Here is a 22,552-nt window from a genome sequence, read left to right on the forward strand (position 1 = left end):
ATGAACTGGAAGCTTTATGCTAGCTGAGTGCAAGATTGATGCAAACCACTGGCCCAAACGCCCCCCGCGAAGGTGTCAGGTTTCGTGCCTGCCGTTGCAAAGGCATCCGAAATATTTCTATAGCTCAAAGGTATTAGCTTTACCCTCTTCGCAAGAATTAGTTTCATGATAATGTTTTCCAGGAATTGATCCGGAGTAATTAAGATCTTGACGCGCGTGAGGCTCTCTGCAACTTTCCGAAAAATTGATCGCGCGCCATCAATCAGGTGATGTATTGCGCCGTCTTAGTTTTGAGCAAAAAATCATTGTGATGATTGGCGGCAATTTCCGCACGCACCGGCTTTTTTGAGAGCAAGCTGACAGCAAGCAGGGAATCCAGACGGTGAAAAAACCTATCAAGACGATGGAAGATTTTTCCGAGTTCGTCGGGCTGTCGCGTCCGACGGTTTCGAAATATTTCAACGATCCGAATTCCGTTCGAAGTTCCACACGCGCCATCATCGAGGCCGCCGTCAAGCAGTCTGGGTTTCGGCCCAACATCTTTGCGGTCAATCTCAATCGCCGCCGCACGAATATACTCGGCATCATCGTGCCGAATTCGACCGATCCATTTTATATGGCGTTGACGCGCCGGATCGAAGGCATTGCCGAACAGGCGGGCCACCTTGCATTTGTCTTGAGTTCCGACGGCAAACCGGAACTTGAAGAACGCGCCATCGAGACCTTCAAGTCGATGAACGTCGCGGGCGTGATCATCGGCCCTCTCGGCGTGCAGTCGCATCATGAAAAGCTGCGCAAGCTCGGCGATTCAATTCCGCTCGTTTATGTCGATTCACCGCTTGATGCCACTTCGGCCTATGTCGGCACCAATAATCGCCAGAGCTTCAAGCTGATCGTCGATTATCTGACGCGTTCCGGCGAGCCGCCCTGCTATTTCGGCATGGCGCTCGTCAACAACAACGCACTGGAGCGGCGCGACGCTTATACGGAGGCGATGACTGACCTTAATTTCGAGCCCCGCGCCATTCCAATCGAAGAGCATGCCAATTGGGATTTCGAGAAGTATGCCTTCGACCGGACGACGCGCATCCTGAAGGAAGGGGGATTCCCCACCAACACCGTATTTTGCGCCAATGACCGGATCGCGTTCGGCGTGGTGGCTGCTGCATACCAGGCGGGACTGAAGGTCGGACGCGGACCCGACTGCCAGCTGCGCGTCGCCGGGCACGATGACCAGCCGCTGTCGCGCTATATGTGTCCGCCGCTGACGACAGTGGCGCAAAACTACAACGAGATCGGCCGGCTTGCGATCGAACTGCTGTTCAATAAGCTCGGCGAGAACCAGGACTCCAAAACGCCCCTGCCGGTGGATTCCCGCATCCTTCTTAATGCGGAAATCAAGCTGCGCATGTCGGCCTGACCGGATGCGAGCGCGGCAACGCGCCGCGAAGAATGCGGCGCAACGACCCTTTGCCTTCATCCAAAAAGGCAGTAAACAGCTTGGAAATATGCGGCCGCAGTTTCATTCCCATAGGAGCGTTCGATGACAATCACCAAGCCAAAACTCGTCACCGTTTTTGGAGGCTCCGGCTTTATTGGTCGTTATGTCGTGCGGGCGCTGACGAAGCGCGGCTATCGGGTTCGCGTCGCGGTCCGTCATCCTGAACTCGCCTTTCACCTGCAGCCCCTCGGCGGCGTCGGCCAGATCCAGGCTGTCCAGGCCAATCTGCGCTATCGCTGGTCGGTGGATCGCGCCGTCGCGGGATCGGACCATGTGATCAATCTCGTTGGTCTCCTGTTCGAAGGCGGCAATCAAAAGTTCGGCACGGTGCATGATTTTGGCGCGCGGGCCGTCGCCGAGGCTTGCCGTGCGGCGGGCGTTCCGCTGACCCATATGTCGGCCCTCGGTGCCGACCCGAAGTCACACTCCGCCTATGCCAGCACCAAGGGCCGCGCCGAGGCTGCGGTGCGCGATATTCTGCCGGACGCCGTGATCATCCGGCCGTCGATCGTCTTTGGCCCTGAGGACAATTTCTTCAACAAGTTCGCCAATATGGCGCGGTTGTCGCCGTTCCTGCCATTGATCGGGGGCGGACATACCAAGTTTCAGCCGGTCTATGTCGGCGATGTTGCCGAGGTTATTGCGCGCTCCGTCGACGGGACCTTGAAGCCCGGCGAGACCTATGAACTTGGCGGCAATGAAGTGCTGACGTTCAGGCAGTGCCTCGACATTGTCCTGCGCGTGATCGGCCGCAAGCGCTGGTTCGTCTCGCTTCCCTTCTGGGTTGCCCGCCTTCAGGGGCGTATCATGGGCATGCTCCCCAACCCGATGCTGACGCGAGACCAGGTTCTGTTGCTGCAAAAGGATAATGTGGTGTCGCATGCCGCCAAGGCAGAGGGGCGTACTCTCGAGGGCCTCGGGATCCAGCCGGAAACAGTCGAGATTATCCTGCCATCCTATCTCTGGCGCTTCCGCGTCCACGGGCAGTATTCAGCGCAGAAGCCCGCCTAGGTCGCCCGCAACGGGAGACCCCTTGATGTCCCGCCGTCTCAGCGCATGAGGATAAGTGCGACGAGGCCCAGCGTTCCAACGACCAGACGCCACCAGGCGAACAGGCCGAAACCGTGGCGTGACACGTAGTCGAGCAGATAGCGAACCACGAAGACGCCCGAAATGAAGGCTGCGATAAAACCGACCACGATGAGAGATGCATCGTTGAAGGTCAGGATATGGCGGTTTTTGAAGAGGTCATAGGCGAACGCGCCCGCCATGGTCGGCATGGCAAGGAAGAACGAAAATTCCGCCGCCGAACGCTTGTCCGCTCCGAGCAACAGCGCGCCGACGATGGTGGCGCCCGAACGCGACGTTCCCGGAATCATGGCGAAACACTGGATCAGCCCGATCTTGAAGCACAGCGACAGTGGATAATCCATGACGTTGGTATAGCGCGGCTTCAGTTCGAGGCGATCGACCCAGAGCAGGATCAGGCCGCCAAGAATCAGCATAACGCAGATGAGCATCGGCGATTCGAACAGCACGGTCTTGATCAGGTCATGCGCGAGAACGCCGATGACCACGGCGGGCAGGAAAGCGATAAGCACGCCGGCGACAAAGCGGCGCGTCTTCGGATCGCTCGGCAGATCGCGTGCGATCTTGAGGAGACGGCTGAAATAGACGGTGAGGATAGCCAGAATCGCGCCGAGCTGGATCAAAACCTCGAAGGTCTTGCCGTTTGATTCAAAGCCGAGGAAATGCCCGGCGAGCAACAGATGGCCGGTTGACGAGACCGGTATAAACTCTGTTAACCCTTCCAGCAGACCAAGGAAAAGGGCTTCGACAATCGTCTGTGATTCCATGATATCGCTTTCATGACGGCGCCGGGAGCGGTTGGTAACCGGCTATTGGTGAAATCGTGTTTACTTGTCTCATGCAGCGCTTGCGCCTATAGCTTTGGGCGCAGACTCAAAGCGGTGCCGAGAAATACGACGACGCCGAATAAAATGCCAGTTTGAAAGATCCGCTTACAAAGATGCTGACGCTCTTCCATCATCCCATGTCCACCGGCTCACGCTATGCGCGCCTCATCCTCAATGAATATGACATCGAGGCGGAACTGATCGAGGAGAACAGTTGGGCGCGACGCAAGGAATTCCTGGCGCTCAATCCCGCCGGGACACTACCGGTGCTCCTCGCCGAAGGCGACGTGCCGATCTCGGGGGCCTCCGTAATCGCCGAATATATCGATGAGACGCGCGGCGCGCTGAAGCGCAGCCGCCGCCTGTTTCCGGAAGATTCGCTGAACCGCGCCGAAGTGCGCCGGCTGATTGACTGGTTCCTGTCGAAACTCGAAAACGAAGTAACGCGCCATATGGCGCGCGAGCGCATCTTCAAACTGCACATGACGGCCGAACAGGGCGGCGGCGCTCCCGACTCCACCGCCATCCGCGCGGCCCGCTCGAACATCACGCAGCACATGAAATATATCGACTGGCTTTCGGCGACGCGCAATTGGCTTGCCGGTCCAACGCCGAGCTATGCCGACATGGCAGCTGCAGCATCGATTTCGATCCTTGATTACCTTGGCGAGATCAAATGGGCCGAATACAAGGCCGCACGCGACTGGTACACGCGCATGAAATCGCGCCCGTCGTTCCGGCCTTTGCTTTCCGACCGCGTGCGCGGACTTCCACCTGCATCGCATTATGGCGATCTGGATTTCTGAGGCAAACCGCTGCAAGCTTGCGAGTTCAAGGGTCCACAGGACTTTGCCAGATGCGTGCCGGCCAACCGGATAAACTGAAACAGTTCATCATCGATGAGGCCCGTGCGCACGGCTTTGATCTCGTTGCGGTGACGCGTCCCGACGCCATTCCGCAAGCCGAGGAACGGCTCCGCCAGTACCTGGCGCTCGGCCGCCATGCCACGATGGATTGGATGGAGGAAACGGCACTCAGGCGGGCGCGCCCAGACGCGCTATGGCCCGAGGTGCGCTCGGTTATCGTCCTCGCCATGAATTACGGGCCCGACAGCAATCCGCTTGAGCTTCTCAAAGAACGGGACAAGGCGGCCATATCGGTCTACGCGCAAAACCGTGACTACCACGACATCATCAAAGGCAAGCTCAAGGGCATCGCCAGCCGTTTCGTTGCGCGCGCGGCAGGCGCGGACGTAAAGGTCTTCGTCGATACGGCGCCGGTGATGGAAAAACCGCTCGCCGAAGCCGCGGGCATCGGCTGGCAGGGCAAGCACACCAATCTCGTCAGCCGGAGCCACGGCTCCTGGCTGTTTCTGGGCACGATTTTCACGACGGCGGAACTTCCCGCCGACGAGCCCGACTCCGACCATTGCGGGTCGTGCCGCGCCTGCCTCGATGCCTGTCCGACGCAGGCTTTTCCCGCACCCTATCAGCTCGATGCGCGCCGCTGCATCTCGTACCTTACGATCGAACACAAGGGACCGATCGCGCCGGAATTCCGCAAGGCGATGGGCAACCGGATTTATGGCTGCGACGATTGCCTTGCCGTGTGTCCCTGGAACAAGTTTGCCGAAAGTGCGCGCGAGGCGAAGTTGAAGGCGCGCGAAGATCTGAAGTCGCCTGGTCTCGGCTCGCTGCTTGGCCTGGATGACGCGGCATTTCGCGAACTCTTTACCGGTTCTCCAATCAAGCGCATCGGCCGCGATCGTTTCATCCGCAACGTCCTGATCGCCAGCGGCAATTCGGGCAGGTCGGAACTCATCGAACGCGTGGAAGCGCATCTCGCCGACCCTTCGCCGCTGGTGCGGGGCGCGGCGGTGTGGGCGCTCGGCGAACTCTCGGAACCGGGACCACTTTCGGCCTTGCGAATGCGCCACGCAGCTCATGAGAACGACCTGGACGTCTTGACCGAATGGCGGAATGCTGTGAAAAATCAATAATGCAGATTTTTCTTTTCGGGGCCGGATATTCGGCACGCGCATTCGCTAGGATCATGGCCGGTCAAGCGGACTTTATCGGCGGGACGACGCGTGACGCGAGCAAATTCGCCGCGCTTAAGCAGGACGGCATAACGCCCTATCTTTTCCATGGGACCCATGCCTCGCAGGAAATCGTCGATACGCTGGCGAGCGTAACCCATATCGCCGTTTCGACATCACCGGGCCAAAGCGGCGATCCGGTACTGGCCCAGTTCGCGCCCACCATTGCGCGCGGGATGCCGAAGCTGCAATGGATAGGCTATCTCTCGACGGTGGGCGTATACGGCAATCATGGGGGCGCGTGGGTTGATGAAACGACGCCATGCCACCCGGTCTCCGCCCGGTCTGTCGAGCGCGTCGATGCGGAGAAAGGCTGGCAGGAGCTCGCGAACCGGCGGGAAGTGCCGCTTGCGATCCTGCGTCTGTCCGGCATCTATGGGCCGGGCCGCAATGCATTCGTCAATCTCTCGAACGGCACCGCGCGCCGGCTCAACAAGACTGGACAGGTTTTCAACCGTATTCACGTCGACGATATTGCCGGGGCCCTCCGCTTTCTCGCGACCCGCAACGAGGGCGGCATCTTCAACATTACGGATGACGAACCGGCGCCACCGCAAGACGTGGTCGCCTACGCGGCCGAATTGATGGGCGTCGAACCGCCCGAGGAATCCGACTTCGAGACAGCGCCGCTCACACCAATGGCGCGTTCCTTCTACGGCGAGAACAAACGCGTCTCCAATGCCAGGATCAAGGCGCTGGGCTATACGTTCCGCTACCCGGACTATGGAACCGCCTTTTCAGCCATGTGGCGGGGCGACAGCTGGCGCTGACGCGGGCCGCTAGAATTTCGTGATCACATTGATGCCCGTGCCCTCAAAGCGATCCATGGCCATCAGGGCGGCAGGAGCATCGTCGAGCGTGATCTCCTTGCCGATCAACTTCTGTGGTGCGAGCTTGCCGGTTTCGAGCATGTCCATCAGCGCCTTGTAACGGAACGCCTGCATGCCGTGGCTGCCATAGATTTCAAGTTCATGCGCGATGACCTTGTCCATCGGGATCGGTGCATGCGCATGGTTGCCAAGCATCAGTCCAACCTGCACGTGCCGGCCGCGGCGGCGCAGATTGGCGACGGAGTTGAAACAGGTCGATGGATGACCGAGCGCATCGATCGAGACGTGCGCGCCGCCCTTGGTGATTTCACGGACGGCGCCAACGACGTCTCTTCGCTCGGCGCCATTCACAATGGCGACAGCACCCAGCGCCTTCGCAAAAGCGAGCTTCTCGTCGGCAAGATCGATCGCGACGACATTGGCGCCCATGGCAGTGGCGATCATGATCGCCGACAGCCCGACGCCACCGCAGCCGTGCACGGCAACCCACTCGCCGGGCTTGACCCTGGCCTGATCCACGATTGCGCGAAACGAGGTGACGAACCGGCAGCCAAGGCTCGCCGCCGTCGCGAAATCGAGAGAATCCGGCAAGCCGACCAGGTTGGTATCGGCATAGTCGACAGCGACAAACTCGGCAAATGAACCCCAGGCGGTAAATCCCGGCTGGAACTGGTTCTCACAGACTTGATGGTTGCCGGAATTGCACTCGAAGCAGTGACCGCAGCCGCCGACGAACGGCACTGTTACGCGCTGGCCGATCTGCCATTGCTTCACGTGCCTGCCGACTGCCGCAATGGTTCCGGCAAGTTCGTGACCCGGCACATGCGGCAGGACGATGTCCGCGTCATGCCCCATCCAGCCGTGCCAGTCGCTGCGGCAAAGACCCGTGGCTTCGACCTTTATGACCACGCCGGAATCCGCCGGGCGTGGATCGGCGACGTTTGCAACGCGCGGCGTCTCGCCGAACTTTTCGAAGATGACAGCTCGCATAGTAAGTACCCCTTCGAATCAGAGTGTGGATCCGATCGCATATTGCGACTTGGCGGCGAATCTGGCCATCATAAAGCCCCGATCCTCGACGCAAATTTACCGGGATCACCTGTGGGATAGCGATTATGACACCCAAAGTCCTGTTGCGCCTGATATTCGGCGCGCTCGTTTCACTCGGCATGACAGCGGGGGCGATTGCAGAAGACGGTCCGGCCAAGCAATTGTTCGGCGCGCAGCCGTTGCCGACGCTCGGTGCGCCGCAATCGGACGGATTCTATGCCAAAGGATGCCTTGCGGGCGGTGTGGCCCTCCCGGTCGACGGGCCGACCTGGCAGGTGATGCGCCTGTCGCGCAATCGGCGCTGGGGCCATCCACGAATGATCAGCCTGCTGGAGCGCTTGTCGCGCGATGCCGCGGCCAAGGATGGTTGGTCTGGCCTGCTCGTCGGCGACATTTCTCAGCCGCGCGGCGGTCCCATGCTCACCGGCCACGCCTCACATCAGGTCGGGCTCGATGCCGACGTCTGGTTGACCCCGATGCCAAAGCGCCGGTTCACCAACCAGGAGCGCGAAACTGTCGAGGCCACATCGATGCTCAAGGGCGACACGCTCTTCGTCGATCCGGACAAGTGGTCGGCGTCCCGCGCCGCCCTTTTGAAGCGTGCGGCGAGCTATCCGGAGGTCGAGCGGATTTTCGTCCATCCGGGCATCAAGAAGAAGCTCTGCGACACCGTCCAGGGCGATCGCAGCTGGATGGCAAAGATCCGTCCCTATTGGGGGCACTATTACCACTTCCATATCCGCATTAAATGCCAAGCCGGATCGCCCAATTGCAAGCCGCAGGAGCCGACCGGCATCGATGACGGTTGCGGCAAGCCGCTCGCCTGGTGGTTTACAGACGAGCCGTGGAAGAAAAAGCCCGAGCCGGCCAAGCCGGTCAAACCGCGCGTCATGATGCTTTCGGATCTGCCCAAGGTCTGCGCGCAGGTGCTCAATGCACCCGGACCGAATTCCGCCGCTGAGGTTACCTATGGCGCCGGCGGTACGGTCGCTGCGCCGGCCAAGGCTGCCGCTCCCGCCGCAGCCTATGCGCCCGACGATGAGACGCTGCCCGAGGACGTACCGGTTCCCGGGCAGAAGCCCTGAGGCGGATCGTCTTCCGCTGCATGCTGGTCTTTTTTCACTGCGGCCTTTTCATGCTGTCATGAATTGAGTATAGGGTTTCAATCGATTTAGGGCCGGACCCAAGTTAGAGATTTGATGACACAGCCTTTCCGCCTCGCGCTGATCGCTCACGACCAGAAAAAGGCCGACATGGTGGCGTTCGCCCGCACCTACGAAAAGCTGCTGGCACCGTGTGAAATCGTTGCCACGGGCACGACCGGCGGATTGATCCAGGAAGCGTGCCCATCCCTCACTATCCGCCGCGTCAAAAGCGGACCACTCGGAGGCGACCAGCAGATCGGCGCGCTTATTGCCGAAGGCAAGATTGACGGGCTCATCTTCTTCGTCGACCCGATGTCACCGATGCCGCACGACGTCGATGTGAAGGCCCTGATGCGACTCGGCAGTGTTTACGACATTCCAATGGCATTGAACCGGGCAACAGCCGAGGTTCTGGTGCAAAAACGAGGCTTGCTGCGTGATGACGCAGCAGACAACACAATCACTGCGGCGAGCGCCACTTGAGCGCAAGCGTGCAGCGACAAGGCTAAGAGCGTATGATCCAATGGTCATACTCAAGAAGGGGCGACGCGAGGAAAGCGATATGGTGACACAGGCAGATACCGACCACATCATGAAATTTCCGATTCTGGTCGGCGATATCGGCGGCACCAATGCGCGCTTTGCGATACTGGTGGATGCCAATGCCGAACCCAAGGAATTCCCGATCATACAGACCGCGGATTACCCGACAATCGACGAGGCGATCCAGAATGCCATTCTCGATCATACGTCGATCCAGCCCCGCTCCGCTGTGCTTGCCATCGCCGGTCCGGTAGAAGGCGACGAGATCGACCTCACCAATTGTGCCTGGGTCGTAAAGCCGCGGCAGATGATGGAGACCCTCGGTCTCAGCGACATTACCGTGCTCAACGATTTCGAAGCGCAGGCGCTGGCTGTCGTCTCCCTCGAGCCGAAGCACCTCGAAAAGCTTGGCGGCGGCGCGGGCGACCCCCATGGCAGCCGGGCTGTTCTCGGACCCGGAACCGGGCTCGGCGTCGCCGGCATGGTGCGTTCGCGCAATAGCTGGGTTCCGGTGCCTGGCGAAGGCGGCCACGTGGACATGGGACCGCGCACGGCGCGCGACCTCGAAATCTTCCCGCATGTCGAACACATCGAAGGGCGCATTTCCGGCGAGCAATTGCTTTGCGGTCGCGGACTTCAGAATATCTACCGGGCCATCTGCAAGGTAAGCGGCACCGACGCGACGCTGCAGACGCCGGCGGAAATCACCGCCGCAGGGCTTTCAGGCGAATCGCCCGAAGCCAAGGAAACGCTGGCGCTTTTCGTCATTTATCTCGGCCGCCTTGCCGGCGATTTCGCCTTGACCTTCATGGCACGTGGCGGCGTCTATCTTGCCGGCGGCATCGTGCAGAAGATCGTGCAGCCGCTGAAGGATCCCGCGTTCCGCAAGGCTTTCGAGGACAAGGCGCCGCACGGCGAAATCCTGCGCGAAACCCCGGTCTATATCATCACTCATCCCCTGGCGGCGCTGAGCGGACTTTCTGCCTTTTCCCGGACGCCCACCCGTTTCGGCGTCTCGACCGAAGGACGCCGCTGGCGCCGCGACTGAACCGCCTCGTGGCTCTCGCGCCGACCGCACGGGAGGCGGAGGCCGCAGCACAATGGCAACACTCGGCGCCCAGACGCGGTGCCGAGGCCCAAAACCGATAGGCAAGGCGGATCAATAAGGCTATAGGGACAATTTCAGCGGCAAGGGTCTTCCCTTGCCGGGAAGTCTTTTTGTACCAGCGAGTTGCCGCCTGCATGGATGGTCAGACCAAGAAGAAAAAGATCGATATGAACGAGGCGCGCCGCGTCATCGGAAGGGTTCTGCGCGAGAACCTTTATGAACAGCGCGGGTCGTATGCGGTCGCGGTGCCTGCCATGCTGGCGACGGCCGGCGCCATGGCTTTCGTCGCGATCATTTTCCGTGATGTGATCAACAAGATCTACTACGAGCAACGTGCGGACCTGATCATCCCGATCAGCCTCGGCGTGCTTGCCGCCTTCATTATTCGCGGTGTCGCCACCTATATCTATTCGGTCTACATGGCGAAGATCGGCAACAATATCGTTGCGCGCTATCAGCGCCGCATCTTCGACCAGCTTATGCGTCTTGGGCTCGATTTCTACCATGACAATCGTTCGGCGCAGCTTGCAGCGCGGATAAACCAGAACATTTCAGGCGTGCGCGACCTTCTGCAGCTGATCGTGACCACAGTCGGCAAGGATATTCCGACCCTCGTCTCGATGGTCGGCAGCATGATCTATCTCGACCCGGTGCTCTCGCTCTTTGCCCTTTTGATCGGGCCGCCGGTGCTGCTCACCGTCCGGTACCTGACAAAGCGCCTGCGTAGCATCCACCGCGAGTCGGTGACGCTGAACTCGCATCTTCTCGGCGCCATGCAGGAAGCGACGCAGGGGATTACCATCGTCAAGGCCTTCACGATGGAAGAGCAATTGCGCGGCAAGGTGACGACCCTGATCAACCGCGCCGAGGAGCGCTCCAACAAGATCGCACGCGTCGAAGAGCGGCTGACGCCGATCACCGACCTCATAGCCGGCCTCGCGATCGCCTCGATGATCGCCTATACCGGCTACCGCGCCGTTCTCAATGCGGAGCCACCCGGCGCAATGTTCGGCTTCATGACCGCGGTCCTCCTCGCCTATGATCCGGTGCGGCGTCTCGCACGGGTCCAGGTCGGGCTCGAGCGCGCACTCGTTAATGCGCGCATGATCTACGAAATCCTCGACATCGAGCCCCGACAGGCCGACAGCATTGGCGCGGTACCGATCACCGTGCCCTCCGGCGAGGTAAAGTTCGACAATGTCCGTTTCAGCTATGGAGAAATCCCGGTCCTGCACGGAATCAGCTTCACGGCGGAAGCCGGCAAGTCCACCGCCATCGTCGGCGCTTCGGGAGCAGGCAAGTCGACGCTGTTCGGTCTTGTCGAGCGTTTCTATGACATAGACGGCGGGCGCATCCTCATCGACGGGCAGGATATCGCCCATGTCAGCAAGCGTTCGCTGCGGCAATCGATCGCCTATGTGTCGCAGCAGCCCTATCTCTTCGAGGGTACGATCGCCGATAATATTCGCTATGGCCGCCCTGATGCCACAGACGACGAAGTCATCGAGGCGGCAAAGCTCGCCAATGCCGACGAGTTCATCCGGCGGCAGCCGCAAGGCTACGGCACCGAGATCGGCGAAAACGGGGCGAACCTTTCCGGCGGACAGCGCCAGCGCCTTTCCATCGCCCGCGCCATCGTTCGCAACGCCTCGATCCTTCTCCTCGACGAAGCGACCTCGGCGCTCGACAATGAATCCGAAAAACGCGTGCAGCAGGCGCTTGACTATGTGATGCGCGGCCGCACGACGATCGTTATTGCGCATCGGCTTTCGACAATCGTCAATGCCGACCGCATCGTCGTCATGGAGGCCGGGCGCGTGGTCGAGGAGGGCGTGCACGCCAGCCTCCTTGCCATTCCGAACGGCGTCTACGCGCGTTTCTACCAGTTGCAAGGCAAGGAAGAGTCGCCCATCATCGACGATACCGAATTGCAGCCCGCAGAAATCACAGGAACCGCCACATGAGTGCCGAACAGCCCGCCACGCCGATGAAGCTTGCCGTGGTCGGCGCCGGCGGCCGCATGGGCCAGACGCTCATCCGTCTTATCAACGAGACACCCGGCGCCGTTCTCGCCGGCGCAGTGGAACGGGCCGGCTCGCCGCATATCGGCCGCGACGCCGGTGAGATTGCCGGCGTGGGGACCCTTGGCGTCGAAGTGACCGACGATGCGCTGGGTGTATTTGTCGGCGTCGAGGCCGTCCTCGATTTCACCACCCCAGGCGCCACAGTTGAATTTTCCGAGCTGGCGGCCCAGGCGCGTATCGTCCACGTAATCGGCACGACCGGCTGCTCGGCTGACGACGATGCCAAGATCCACGCAGCCGCGCGCCATGCGGTCGTCATCAAGTCCGGCAATATGAGCCTTGGCGTCAATCTTCTCAGCGTTCTCGTCAAGCAGGCGGCAAAGGCCCTCGGCTCGGACGATTTCGACATAGAAATTCTGGAGATGCATCACAAGCACAAGGTCGACGCGCCGTCAGGCACAGCGCTGCTTCTGGGTGAGGCTGCAGCGGATGGCCGCGATATCGGCCTCGGCCAGCACAGCGTGCGGGTTCGCGATGGCCACACCGGCCCGCGCGAGGCTGGCGCGATCGGCTTTGCCACCCTTCGCGGCGGTTCGGTGGTCGGCGACCATTCGGTAATCCTCGCCGGACCTGGCGAACGCATCACACTATCGCATCACGCTGAGGATCGCAGCATTTTCGCCCGCGGCGCCATCAAGGCGGCGCTCTGGGGTAAGGGCCGCAAACCCGGCCTCTATTCAATGCTCGACGTGCTCGGCCTCAACCCATAACGCTTGTCTCACAGGAGTAATCCCATGTCCGGAACCCTCGTCCTTGTCCGCCACGGCCAGAGCGAATGGAATTTGAAGAACCTTTTCACCGGTTGGCGCGATCCGGGCCTCACGGAACTCGGCCACAAGGAAGCGATCGAAGCGGGCAAGCGCCTGAAGGCGAAAGGCCTGCAATTCGACATCGCCTATACGTCGGTTCTTTCGCGCGCGCAGGCGACGCTCGACCATATTCTGGAAGAAGTCGGACAGACAGGCCTCGATACCATTCGCAATCAGGCGTTGAACGAGCGCGACTATGGCGATCTTTCCGGTCTTAACAAGGATGATGCCCGCGCCAAATGGGGCGAGGAGCAGGTCCATATCTGGCGTCGCTCCTATGACGTTTCGCCTCCCGGAGGCGAGAGCCTGCGCGATACCGGCGCGCGTGTATGGCCCTATTACCTGCACGACGTGCAGCCGCATGTCCTGCGTGGCGAGACCGTTCTCGTTGCCGCCCACGGCAACTCGCTGCGGGCGCTGATCATGGCGCTTGACGGCCTGACGGGCGAAGAGATCGTCTCGCAGGAACTCGCGACGGGCGTTCCGATCGTTTACAAGCTGAATGCGGACTCGACGGTCGCCTCGAAGGAAGTGCTGGCGGGCTAAGCGGTCTCGAGGCGCCCTGTTGTGATTAGCGAAGGCTGGCGCTGGCGCCGGCCTTTTTCGGCACCAACGAGGCGCAAAGGGCGCGAAATTGCACAACGCGTTCTATTTAAACGCGAAGCGCTCTAAATGGATTGACAGACTCAAAGCTGCCCCTTACATGAGACCCCGCTGCCCAGATGGCGGAATTGGTAGACGCGCACGGTTCAGGTCCGTGTGCCGCAAGGCGTGGAGGTTCGAGTCCTCTTCTGGGCACCATTTCCCAATATTTCAATTTCATTCGACATTTGGCCGTTCGATGTCGTTAAGGCCGACGTTGGGCTTCTGACCCAAGCGATCGGAGCCACCTTGGAGCACCGTCGCGGCTATTTGAACCGTTTGCGCATTTACCCAGCCATCTTAAATCGCTATATCTCATAGCGTGACTGGAGCCTTCTTGCTTCAGTCGCTCGCTCGCAACGAGAGTGAAACGATGTCCGAAACGCGCCGCAAGCTGACGACCATCTTTTCCGCCGATGTCCAGGATTATACCCGGCTGATGCAGGCTGACGAGGAAGGCACCCTCGATACGCTGAAGCAATATCGCGACGCGATGGCTGGCCTCATCGCATTGCATGGCGGGCGTGTGATCAATACCTGGGGCGACGGCGTGATCGCCGAGTTCCCGAGCGTGGTCGAGGCCGTGCGCGCTGCGATCGACGTCCAGAACGAGCTTGCCGGCTATAATGGTGACCGCTCCGAAGGTGACCGCATGCTGTTTCGCATCGGGCTCAATCTCGGCGACGTCATCGCCGAGGGCGAGGACATTTATGGCGACGGCGTCAACATCGCTGCGCGCCTGCAAGCGAGCGCTCGCCCGGGCGGCATCGTCATCTCGCATACCGTCTATGATCAGGTGCGAAATAAAGTTGCGGTCGGTTTTGATTTTCTCGGCACGCTCAATGTGAAGAACATCGAAGAGGGGGTGCCGAGCTATGCGGTGCGTATCGGCGGACCCGGAAACGCTGAGGCGCCGCGGCAACCGGAAAGCCCCTACGGGCGCGATGCCCGGCCAGCGCCCTTGCAGTCAGTCCTAAGGGAGCAGTCAACGGCACAATCGGCGCCCCGGCGCAGCTTCGGCGTGCTCGCAGTGATTGCCGCCATGCTCGCGGGCATCAATCTTCTAACATGGGAAGGTGAATTCTGGGCGCAGTGGCCGATCCTTGCCCTCGCCACGTTGGCGGCGCTGATCTGGGTGCGCGGGACAAGGACGATCGACCGCGGCATCGGCACATTGGCCGTCATCGGGCTTGGCCTTGCGGCCATCAATCTGTTCTCGTGGTCGGGCACATTCTGGGCCGTGTGGCCGATGTTTGCGCTCGCCGTGATTGCGGGGCTCAAATGGGCCATGCGCCGGCAGGGCGCAGCCCGTTCATAAGCCCTCAGGCATTTGCGCGGCGATAGAATGCCAGCGAAGCCGCCAGCATCAGCATGGCCCCGCCACACACGCGATCGAGCCATAAGGCACCGGACCTGCGCAGAAAGCGCGCAGCGCGCGAACCGAGCATCGCATACCCGAACATCACCATGAAATCGATGGCGGCGAATGTTGCGGCCAACACCATGTATTGCGGTAGCTGCGGCAAAGCTGGATCAACGAACTGGGGCAGGAAGGCCGAGAAGAAGAGATAGCCCTTGGGATTGGTGACCGCGACCGCGAAGCTTTTCAGGAACACCGACCGCACCGAAACGGATGTCGCGGCACGTGCAGTTATATTGGACAGTTCGAGCGTTCCCTTTGATCGGATCAGCATCACACCCAGAAAGGTGAGATAGGCGACGCCGATCCACTTGACGACGGAAAACCAGAACTCGGACGCCGCGAGTAGAGCGCCAAGGCCAAGCGCCACCGCGCCGATGAGGGCAAAGTCGGAAAGCACCGCCCCCGCCATGCCAAAACAGGCGGTCTTGGTGCCGAAGCGTGAGCCATTCGTCAGGGCGAGGATCACGGTCGGACCAGGCGTCGCAATGCCAATGAAGGCAACTACGGCAAATGCCAAGACTGTCAAATGTGTCATCTATCACCCCATCTTCAGCGTAAGGTAAAACACTCTCATGCCTATTTAAATGTCAAGACCGCTATCGTTCGGATCGTCCGGTTTCGACGAGGCCGCAGATTGTCGCCTCTCGCGGAAACGCACCAAAAAGTTGGGTCTTCAATCTCGTATCGACCTGCAATGATCCGAGCAAGCGCTCCGCATCGCGCGACCTGCCAAGCAGCCGCGCACTGGTAAGCAACAAGGAAGGGGGCATGGAGAAAAGCCTCGCTTTGACGCCCAAGCCCTCGGCAAAAGCGCGCAACAATTCAGGGGTCGATACGTCGTTGCCATCGGCGAGAAGCACGGTTTTTCCCGCCGCAGCAGGCAGATGCGCCGACTCGGCGATGATCGCCGCCAGGTGACCAACATTGAGCAGGCTGCGCCGGTTGTCGACTGAAGACAGCGGCAACGGCATGCCGGTCTTAACCAAGCGCATGAGACGCTCCAGATTGCCGGGATTGCCCGGACCGTAGACGAGGACCGGGCGGAGAACCACAAGTTCCATGGCGCCTTCCCGGCAGACATCCTGCAGCGCCTGTTCCGCCTGCCATTTGCTCATGGCGTAGGCGCTGGTAGGTTGCGGCGGATCGGCTTCGGTGAACGGGCGCTGCGAGAAATCGCCCATGACGCCCGCGGAACTCACGAAGACGAAACGCTTTACCTTGGCGGCGAGCGCCGCGCGCGCCAGCGCAATCGTGGCGTCGACATTGGTGCGCCGGAAGAGAGCGTGCGAAGCGTCGGGAAATTCCCCTGTCTTGTGCGCTCGCGCTGCAAGATGGACGACGACCCGGCAACCGGACACAAGTAGCGACCAGTCGGAAATAGCGCTGATATCACCCACCTTATGCAGCGACAAACGGGCGTGCGGCGCAGATTCGTTGCGCACTTCGGAACGTACCAGCCCACGGACGTGCCAGTCTTTGGCCAGCAGATGTCTTACAGTTTCACGGCCTACGAAACCCGCGGCGCCCGTTACCAGAATTTCGTCTCGATTATTCATGTCACGAGACTGCTTTGACGGCGCGCAATGTTCAATCCCCGCCTGCAATAATTCGAAGGAAAGCCGTTAGACTTTGGGATAATTGACGCTTTTATGACAGCGCGACTATTGTCGCCAACTCTGGAGGAATGCGTGGGAAGGGAGGCCCAGGCGCAGCCATACAAAAACGGATTCCATTATCTGCACGGCAATGCACCCATGTGTGGCGTTGCCTGCGGATCTATAAACTCACGCATATTCTAAATCGATTTAAGCACCGCCTTTCATTACTGATTCATTTGGAGGAATTCATGACCATAACGCGAACGCTGCTTGCCGGGCTGCTCGGCTGCACCATGCTTGCCGGATGTAATTCGGATGACAAGAAAGACGCCGAGGCAGCATCGAGCACTTTTGCCAGTGATGTCGATGCGCTGAAACAGGACAATGCCAGGCTCAATGCCAAGGTTGGCGAGTTGCAGGCGGCGGCTGCCGGCACGGCCACGGTGAGCGTCACGGTCGGCCAGTTGCAGAGCGACCTGCAGACGATCACCACCGACCTGGCCGCCTTGCAGGCCAGGGCGAGTGCCGGCGAGGCCGATGGCGGGGCGCTGGCCGGTGAGTTCAAAGGGCTGCAGCAGCGGATTGACGCGCTCACCACCGCGCTTTCTACCCTCGACAAGTCGTCCGTCACCCAGCAACAGCTCGATACGCTCACCACCGGCCTCGCCGGGGTGAAGACCACCCTTGGCGCCGACATTGCCGCGCTCGACAAGAAGGCAGCCACCAAGGAACAGCTCGACAAGCTGGCATCGGACCTTGCCGCATTGAAGACGAGCCTCACGACACTGTCCGACCTGCAGCAGGCCGACCACAAGCTGACCGTTTCCGCCACGGCCTCCAAGATCAGCACCATCGACTTTCCGGCAGCTTCCGACCGCCTCAAGGCCGCCGATGCCGCCCGCCAGTCTTTCGCGGCGCTGCTGCCGCGCATCGATCAGACGATGCAGGATATTGCCGCCGTTCAGGCGATGTCCAGCCTTTCGGCCGACGACAAGGCCAAGATCGCCGATTTCGCCAAGCAGGCGGCATCGATCAGCGACGACTTCAAGACGTCGCTCGCCGAATTCGAAAAGGGCACAAGCGACGCCCGCCTGCTCACCGAGAAGGTCAGCGCTGCTCTTGCCAGCGGCGACAAGGAGACCGCAGCCAAGCTTTCGGCCGACCTCGAAGCGCTGCCGAAGACCCTCGAAACCCTCGCCAAGAAGATCGCCGACACCACGGCAGCGCTCGACAAGCGCCTGGCGCCCTATTCGGGCCCATGGGAAGAGAGCCTCGAATTCCTGCGCCCGCGCTCCGACGCCCCGCTGACAAAATATGTCAATCTTTTCGTTGGGACCAATATGTCGGACACCGGAGGCGGACACTCCGGTAACGTCAATCCCGGTGCACAAACTCCATTTGGAATGGTCAGCTTCGGGCCTGACACGAGAGGTAGCGGCGACGGTTGGGGTTACGGTTCGGGCGGCTATTACTACGGCGACTCCTCAATTCAGTTCTTCAGCTTGACGCATCTGAATGGTCCAGGCTGCCGCGGCCAGGGTACCGTGGCGATGCTGCCAGCGGAATCGGCGACGCAGAGCCTCTATTACGGACTTTCGTACTCGCACAACAATGAGAGCGCCGAACCCGGCTACTACAAGGTCAAGTTCGATAACAACATCACCGTCGAAACAGCCGCGACGACGCGCACCGGCATGATGCGGGTGACCTATGGCAATGCCGCGGAAGCCTACTTTATCCTGAACTCCCTGTTGAACAACGCGAACAAATCTTCAGGTGTGTCGAAGGATCAAGCGGGACTGAAGATCGATGTCGATGCCAGATCGATCTCCGGGAACGCTGTCGCCAGCAAGTTTTGCGATGGCACCTGGAACCAACCGGTTTATTTCTACGCAACCTTTGACAAGCCCCTTACCAGTGGAACCACCGATGCGGGCAGTGACGTGGCAACGCTGCAGTTCGCACTGAGCGATACGGACAAGACGGTGCAGATCAAGATCGGCGTCTCTTCGGTCAGTGTCGAAAATGCCAAGGCCAATCTTCTCGGCGATGCAGCAAAGAACCTGAAAGGCGAAAACACCGCCTGGTCGTTGGACGAGATCAAGAAACAGGCTTCGGATGTCTGGAACAAGCGGTTGAACACGATCCAGGTCGATCTCGCCAAGCCGGGTGAGACGGACAGGCTGGCCAGCGCCGATCTCAAACAGGCTGCGATCAACAATCTCACCAAATTCTACACCACCCTCTATCGGGTCTTCAGCGGCCCGACCGTGTACAGCGATCTCAATGGCGACTATCGCAGCATGAAACAGGTCGATCTCAAAGCTGCGAGCGGTTCGCTGCCGGCGCGCGAGGTCGAGAACGTGTCGAAATACAGGTTCAAGATCGACGGCAAGGACGCCGGGTATACGACCCACTATTCCGGCTTCTCCATGTGGGATACCTATCGCTCGGCCGCGCAACTTGTCGCTCTTATCGCGCCGGACGAGGCGAGCGATATGATGCAGTCGCTCGTCGCCGATGCGCAGCAGTGTGGAGCGTTCCCGCACTGGGTCGACGGCTCTGAAGACACAATCCCGATGCAGGGCGACCATGGCTTGAATGTCGTTGCAGGCTCATATGTATTCGGCGCCAAGAAATTCGACACAGAGACCGCCCGCAAATATGTGATCCAGTCTGCTTTCGACCCCCAGAGCGCGTGCAACGACAAGCTCAGCGTCGGCCGCAATGCCGACAAGCCCGCGCTGCCGGACTGGCTCCAGTATGGCTACATTCCGACGGACGCAATCGCGGACTGGAAGGAATCGTCGGCAACGGTCGAGATGGTGACCTCCGATCGCTCTGCGGCATCGTTCCTGTCGCGGCTGCCGACAGCATCCACCGACAAGGACCAGATCTCCCAGCTCTATGCGCGTTCGAAGAACTGGTCCAACATCTTCGACACGACGGCTGGTCAATTGAAGCTGCGCGCCAAAAACAAGGCCGGCGTTTGGGAGAACGGCGTGTTCCATGAGGGTACGGAGCCTCATTACGTCTGGGCCTTCGCCCATGACTGGGCGTCGCTGATGGACAAGCTCGGCGGCAAACCGGCCGCGTTGACGCGTCTGCACACGCTGTTCGCGCTCGACACGACCAACCCGTTCAGCAAGGAGCCGACCGGCAGCCAATTGAATTCCGGAGAGAGCGGCTCGATCTACTATATCGGCAACGAACCTTCATTCCAGACGCCGTGGGCGTATAATTGGGCGGGCGCACCGAAATACGCACAGTATATTATCCCGGCGATCATGCGGAAGACCTTCTCGCTGGCTGCAGGCGGTCTCCCAGGCAATGACGACATGGGCGCCACATCCGCATGGTACGTCCTGGCGACGCTCGGCCTCTATCCTGTCATCCCGTCCGAACCCGGTCTTGCGGTTTCCACTCCGCAGTTCAAGGGTATCTCGATGTGGCTCGGGAATGGGAAGAAGCTGCGCATTTCGACCGACCGGCCGGCTATGCTCGGCCACGCCGCACCGGTCGCTGAAGACGCCCGATATATCAAGGAGATGAAACTGAATGGGGCGACCTATCAGGGCACCTGGCTTCCGCTCGACAAGATCAAGGACGGTGGCAAGCTGAACTTCGACCTATCCACCACTCCCACCGAATGGGGTGCGGAGTGGACGCCGCCTTCGGGCCCGGCCGGCGACTACTCGAAGCCGACAGCCAATCCGCTGCCGGGCGTTCAGCTTATCCAATAGGAACAGGGCGGGGCCGTTTCGGCGACCCCGCTTCTTCCCTTGATCGCTTCAGGCGTGGGAAAGCCCGGTACCTGTTATCCGCATCTGAAAATTTTTATGGCAGCATGTAAGCATCAAGGTTAGGTTGTACCCTGAGGCGGCACGGTTGTTCGACCGCAACCTGTCTCGTGGGAAAACACCAAACAATCGAAGGCTGAGGGTGCACCAGGAAGTCGCATTGATCGCAACCGTTGCCGTTGGCTTCGTGTTCGCCGCCATCCTCGGCTATGCCGCGGACAGGCTGCGCCTTCCGCCCCTCGTCGGTTATCTCGTCGCTGGCATCCTCATGGGATCCTACACGCCTGGTTTCATGGCAGACGCGTCGCTGGCCGGCCAGCTGGCGGAAATGGGCGTCATTTTGCTGATGTTCGGTGTGGGCCTGCATTTTTCCGCAGCTGATCTCTTGGCCGTGCGCGGCATTGCCGTGCCGGGTGCGCTTGGTCGTATCGTACTTGCAACCCTGCTCGGCATGGGCCTTGCGTCGCTATGGGGCTGGGGTCTAGGAGCCGGACTGGTCTTTGGTCTCAGCCTGTCCGTTGCCAGCACGGTCGTGCTCCTGAAGGCGCTGGAGGAGCGCAACCTGATCGAATCGGTCGGCGGCCGCGTGGCCGTTGGATGGCTCATTGTCGAAGATCTGGCGATGGTGCTGGCTCTCGTGCTCTTGCCGGCCTTTGCGGAAGTCCTGGGTGGCCATGCCGTCGCCCATGCGGCCAGCGATCTTTCGATTGCCACAACGATTTCCATCACCTTGCTCAAGGTTGCCGCCTTTACCGGCATCGCCGTCTTTGTCGGGCCGAAGGTCGTGCCATGGCTTTTGACGCTGGTTGCCCGCACCGGCTCCTCGGAGTTATTCACCTTGTCCGTGCTCGCCCTCGCCCTCGGCATCGCCTACGGGTCCGCGGCAATCTTCGGCGTTTCCTTTGCGCTCGGCGCCTTCTTTGCCGGCGTCGTCATGAGCGAATCGCGTCTCAGCCACCGTGCCGCCGCCGATTCCCTGCCGCTGCAAAATGCGTTTGCCGTTCTGTTCTTTGTTTCCGTTGGCATGCTCTTCGATCCCTCGATCATCGTTCGAGAGCCGATCGCGGTGATCGCCGTTCTGGTGTTGATCATCATCGGCAGATCGCTGATCGCCTTTTTGGTGGTGCTCGTGCTGCGCTACCCCTTGGGCATGGGCGTGCGCATATCGACCGGCCTCGCCCAGATCGGTGAATTTTCCTTCATCCTTGCCGGGCTCGGCGTCACGCTCGGCTTGCTTCCACGCGAGGGGCAGGACCTTATCCTCGCCGGGGCGATCCTGTCGATCACGCTCAACCCGCTGGTATTGCTCGCCGGTGAGGCCATCCAGAAGAAGCTGCAGGCAACCTGGCCAACAGTGTATGCGACGTACGGCAAGGTGAAGTTTGAAAAGCTTAATCACGCGGTCGAGCAGATCCGCGCCGCCAATGACGAGCGCAACCGGCAGCACCAGCTGGAGATGCAGCAGCTTTGCGAGACATTTCCGCTTTTCTCCCAGGTCGACGAGAATTCGCAGGAGGAACTCTTGCTACTGTTCCGGCCGAAATCCGCGTCACCCGGCGAGCGCGTCCTGCGCAAGGGCGATCGTCCGGACGGGCTCTATTTCATTGCTTCCGGCGCGGTCGAGGTTGAACTGGCGGATGACAATGTCCGGCTCGACGCCGGCGCTTTTTTTGGCGAGATGGCGCTCCTCAGCGGCGGCAGGCGCACGGCAGATGTTATTGCCGTCGACTTTTGCGCGTTCCTCGTGCTTGAGCGGCGCGACTTCAACGTCTTCATGTCCCGTCACCCGGCACTGCGCAAGGCCGTGAGCAACATGGCGCGCGAGCGTGCGGAAATGAACGTTTCCCGCCGCAAACGGGACGACCAGTCACTCGATGTGACCTGAACCAGCCCGCGCATTGGCTACAAGTTCTCGCCCCCGAAAGGTCCCCGCGGTGCTATGATGCGGGCAACGCTAACATGACGCATTGAAACTGCTACCCTCTCCAACTAATATATTAATTCA

Annotated in this window: 18 protein-coding genes and 1 tRNA gene; 15 read left to right on the top strand and 4 right to left on the bottom strand. The window is 60.3% G+C overall.

Annotated features, from left to right (window positions below):
* The first annotated feature begins 403 nt into the window (after window positions 1-403).
* Window positions 404-1,420: a LacI family DNA-binding transcriptional regulator gene (locus BLR72_RS08390; RefSeq protein WP_091947282.1), complete on the top strand. Its 1,017-nt coding sequence runs from the start codon at window positions 404-406 to the stop codon at window positions 1,418-1,420.
* A 123-nt stretch (window positions 1,421-1,543) separates the two neighbouring features.
* Window positions 1,544-2,512 carry a complex I NDUFA9 subunit family protein gene (locus BLR72_RS08395; protein WP_091947285.1) on the top strand — a complete coding sequence of 323 codons (969 nt, stop codon included), beginning with the start codon at window positions 1,544-1,546 and terminating at the stop codon, window positions 2,510-2,512.
* Between the two features lie 38 nt (window positions 2,513-2,550).
* Here the strand turns inward: BLR72_RS08395 and BLR72_RS08400 are convergent, their stop codons facing one another.
* Complete coding sequence (locus tag BLR72_RS08400) at window positions 2,551-3,357, bottom strand: undecaprenyl-diphosphate phosphatase (protein WP_091947288.1); 807 nt, start codon at window positions 3,355-3,357, stop codon at window positions 2,551-2,553.
* A gap of 173 nt (window positions 3,358-3,530) precedes the next feature.
* On the opposite strand from BLR72_RS08400, the gene BLR72_RS08405 reads away from it, so the two are divergent.
* Genes BLR72_RS08405 through BLR72_RS08415 form a run of 3 tightly spaced genes read left to right on the top strand, consistent with a single transcriptional unit; the run spans window position 3,531 to window position 6,285 of the window.
* Window positions 3,531-4,223 carry a glutathione S-transferase family protein gene (locus tag BLR72_RS08405; RefSeq protein ID WP_027230842.1) on the top strand — a complete coding sequence of 231 codons (693 nt, stop codon included), beginning with the start codon at window positions 3,531-3,533 and terminating at the stop codon, window positions 4,221-4,223.
* A 50-nt stretch (window positions 4,224-4,273) separates the two neighbouring features.
* Window positions 4,274-5,416, top strand: a complete 1,143-nt coding sequence (queG, locus tag BLR72_RS08410) for a tRNA epoxyqueuosine(34) reductase QueG (protein ID WP_091947293.1) — start codon at window positions 4,274-4,276, stop codon at window positions 5,414-5,416.
* Entirely contained in the window at window positions 5,416-6,285 is an 870-nt protein-coding gene (locus BLR72_RS08415; RefSeq protein WP_091920615.1) for an SDR family oxidoreductase, read from the top strand. Before queG ends, BLR72_RS08415 begins: the two co-directional genes overlap by 1 nt.
* 9 nt (window positions 6,286-6,294) lie before the next feature.
* Here BLR72_RS08415 and BLR72_RS08420 read toward each other — a convergent pair whose 3' ends face one another.
* Window positions 6,295-7,335, bottom strand: a complete 1,041-nt coding sequence (locus tag BLR72_RS08420) for a zinc-dependent alcohol dehydrogenase family protein (RefSeq protein WP_091947296.1) — start codon at window positions 7,333-7,335, stop codon at window positions 6,295-6,297.
* Window positions 7,336-7,460: 125 nt separating this feature from the next.
* Here BLR72_RS08420 and mepA point away from each other — a divergent pair, with 125 nt between their 5' ends.
* From mepA to BLR72_RS08465, 8 genes are all read left to right on the top strand, one after another.
* Window positions 7,461-8,480, top strand: a complete 1,020-nt coding sequence (gene mepA / locus BLR72_RS08425) for a penicillin-insensitive murein endopeptidase (RefSeq protein WP_091920618.1) — start codon at window positions 7,461-7,463, stop codon at window positions 8,478-8,480.
* Window positions 8,481-8,594: 114 nt separating this feature from the next.
* Window positions 8,595-9,023: a methylglyoxal synthase gene (locus BLR72_RS08430; protein WP_091947299.1), complete on the top strand. Its 429-nt coding sequence runs from the start codon at window positions 8,595-8,597 to the stop codon at window positions 9,021-9,023.
* Between the two features lie 79 nt (window positions 9,024-9,102).
* The gene (locus BLR72_RS08435; RefSeq protein ID WP_091947302.1) at window positions 9,103-10,131 is read left to right on the top strand and encodes a glucokinase; all 1,029 of its coding nucleotides are present in this window, start codon (window positions 9,103-9,105) and stop codon (window positions 10,129-10,131) included.
* Between the two features lie 194 nt (window positions 10,132-10,325).
* A complete protein-coding gene (locus BLR72_RS08440) occupies window positions 10,326-12,155 on the top strand; it encodes an ABC transporter ATP-binding protein (RefSeq protein ID WP_091920622.1) in 1,830 nt (609 codons plus the stop codon).
* Complete coding sequence (dapB, locus tag BLR72_RS08445; RefSeq protein ID WP_091947305.1) at window positions 12,152-12,985, top strand: 4-hydroxy-tetrahydrodipicolinate reductase; 834 nt, start codon at window positions 12,152-12,154, stop codon at window positions 12,983-12,985. Before BLR72_RS08440 ends, dapB begins: the two co-directional genes overlap by 4 nt.
* A gap of 24 nt (window positions 12,986-13,009) precedes the next feature.
* A complete protein-coding gene (locus BLR72_RS08450; protein ID WP_091947308.1) occupies window positions 13,010-13,630 on the top strand; it encodes a 2,3-bisphosphoglycerate-dependent phosphoglycerate mutase in 621 nt (206 codons plus the stop codon).
* A gap of 170 nt (window positions 13,631-13,800) precedes the next feature.
* A tRNA-Leu gene (locus tag BLR72_RS08455) sits at window positions 13,801-13,885 on the top strand.
* A 214-nt stretch (window positions 13,886-14,099) separates the two neighbouring features.
* Window positions 14,100-15,044: an adenylate/guanylate cyclase domain-containing protein gene (locus BLR72_RS08465; protein ID WP_091947311.1), complete on the top strand. Its 945-nt coding sequence runs from the start codon at window positions 14,100-14,102 to the stop codon at window positions 15,042-15,044.
* 4 nt (window positions 15,045-15,048) lie between these two features.
* Here BLR72_RS08465 and BLR72_RS08470 read toward each other — a convergent pair whose 3' ends face one another.
* Both BLR72_RS08470 and BLR72_RS08475 read right to left on the bottom strand, forming a co-directional pair.
* Window positions 15,049-15,684 (bottom strand): LysE family translocator, encoded by a 636-nt coding sequence (locus BLR72_RS08470; RefSeq protein ID WP_091947314.1) that lies wholly within the window; start codon window positions 15,682-15,684, stop codon window positions 15,049-15,051.
* A 61-nt stretch (window positions 15,685-15,745) separates the two neighbouring features.
* Window positions 15,746-16,705: an NAD-dependent epimerase/dehydratase family protein gene (locus BLR72_RS08475; protein ID WP_091947317.1), complete on the bottom strand. Its 960-nt coding sequence runs from the start codon at window positions 16,703-16,705 to the stop codon at window positions 15,746-15,748.
* A 290-nt stretch (window positions 16,706-16,995) separates the two neighbouring features.
* Here BLR72_RS08475 and BLR72_RS08480 point away from each other — a divergent pair, with 290 nt between their 5' ends.
* Both BLR72_RS08480 and BLR72_RS08485 read left to right on the top strand, forming a co-directional pair.
* Window positions 16,996-20,490, top strand: coding sequence for a GH92 family glycosyl hydrolase (locus tag BLR72_RS08480; protein ID WP_210183727.1), 3,495 nt, complete (start codon window positions 16,996-16,998; stop codon window positions 20,488-20,490).
* 199 nt (window positions 20,491-20,689) lie between these two features.
* On the top strand, window positions 20,690-22,432 hold the full coding sequence (locus tag BLR72_RS08485) for a cation:proton antiporter domain-containing protein (protein ID WP_027230856.1): 1,743 nt from the start codon (window positions 20,690-20,692) through the stop codon (window positions 22,430-22,432).
* The last annotated feature ends 120 nt before the right edge of the window (window positions 22,433-22,552 follow it).

Origin of the sequence: Phyllobacterium sp. YR620 (assembly GCF_900104165.1) — a bacterium.
Taxonomy (GTDB): Bacteria; Pseudomonadota; Alphaproteobacteria; order Rhizobiales; family Rhizobiaceae; genus Phyllobacterium; species Phyllobacterium pellucidum.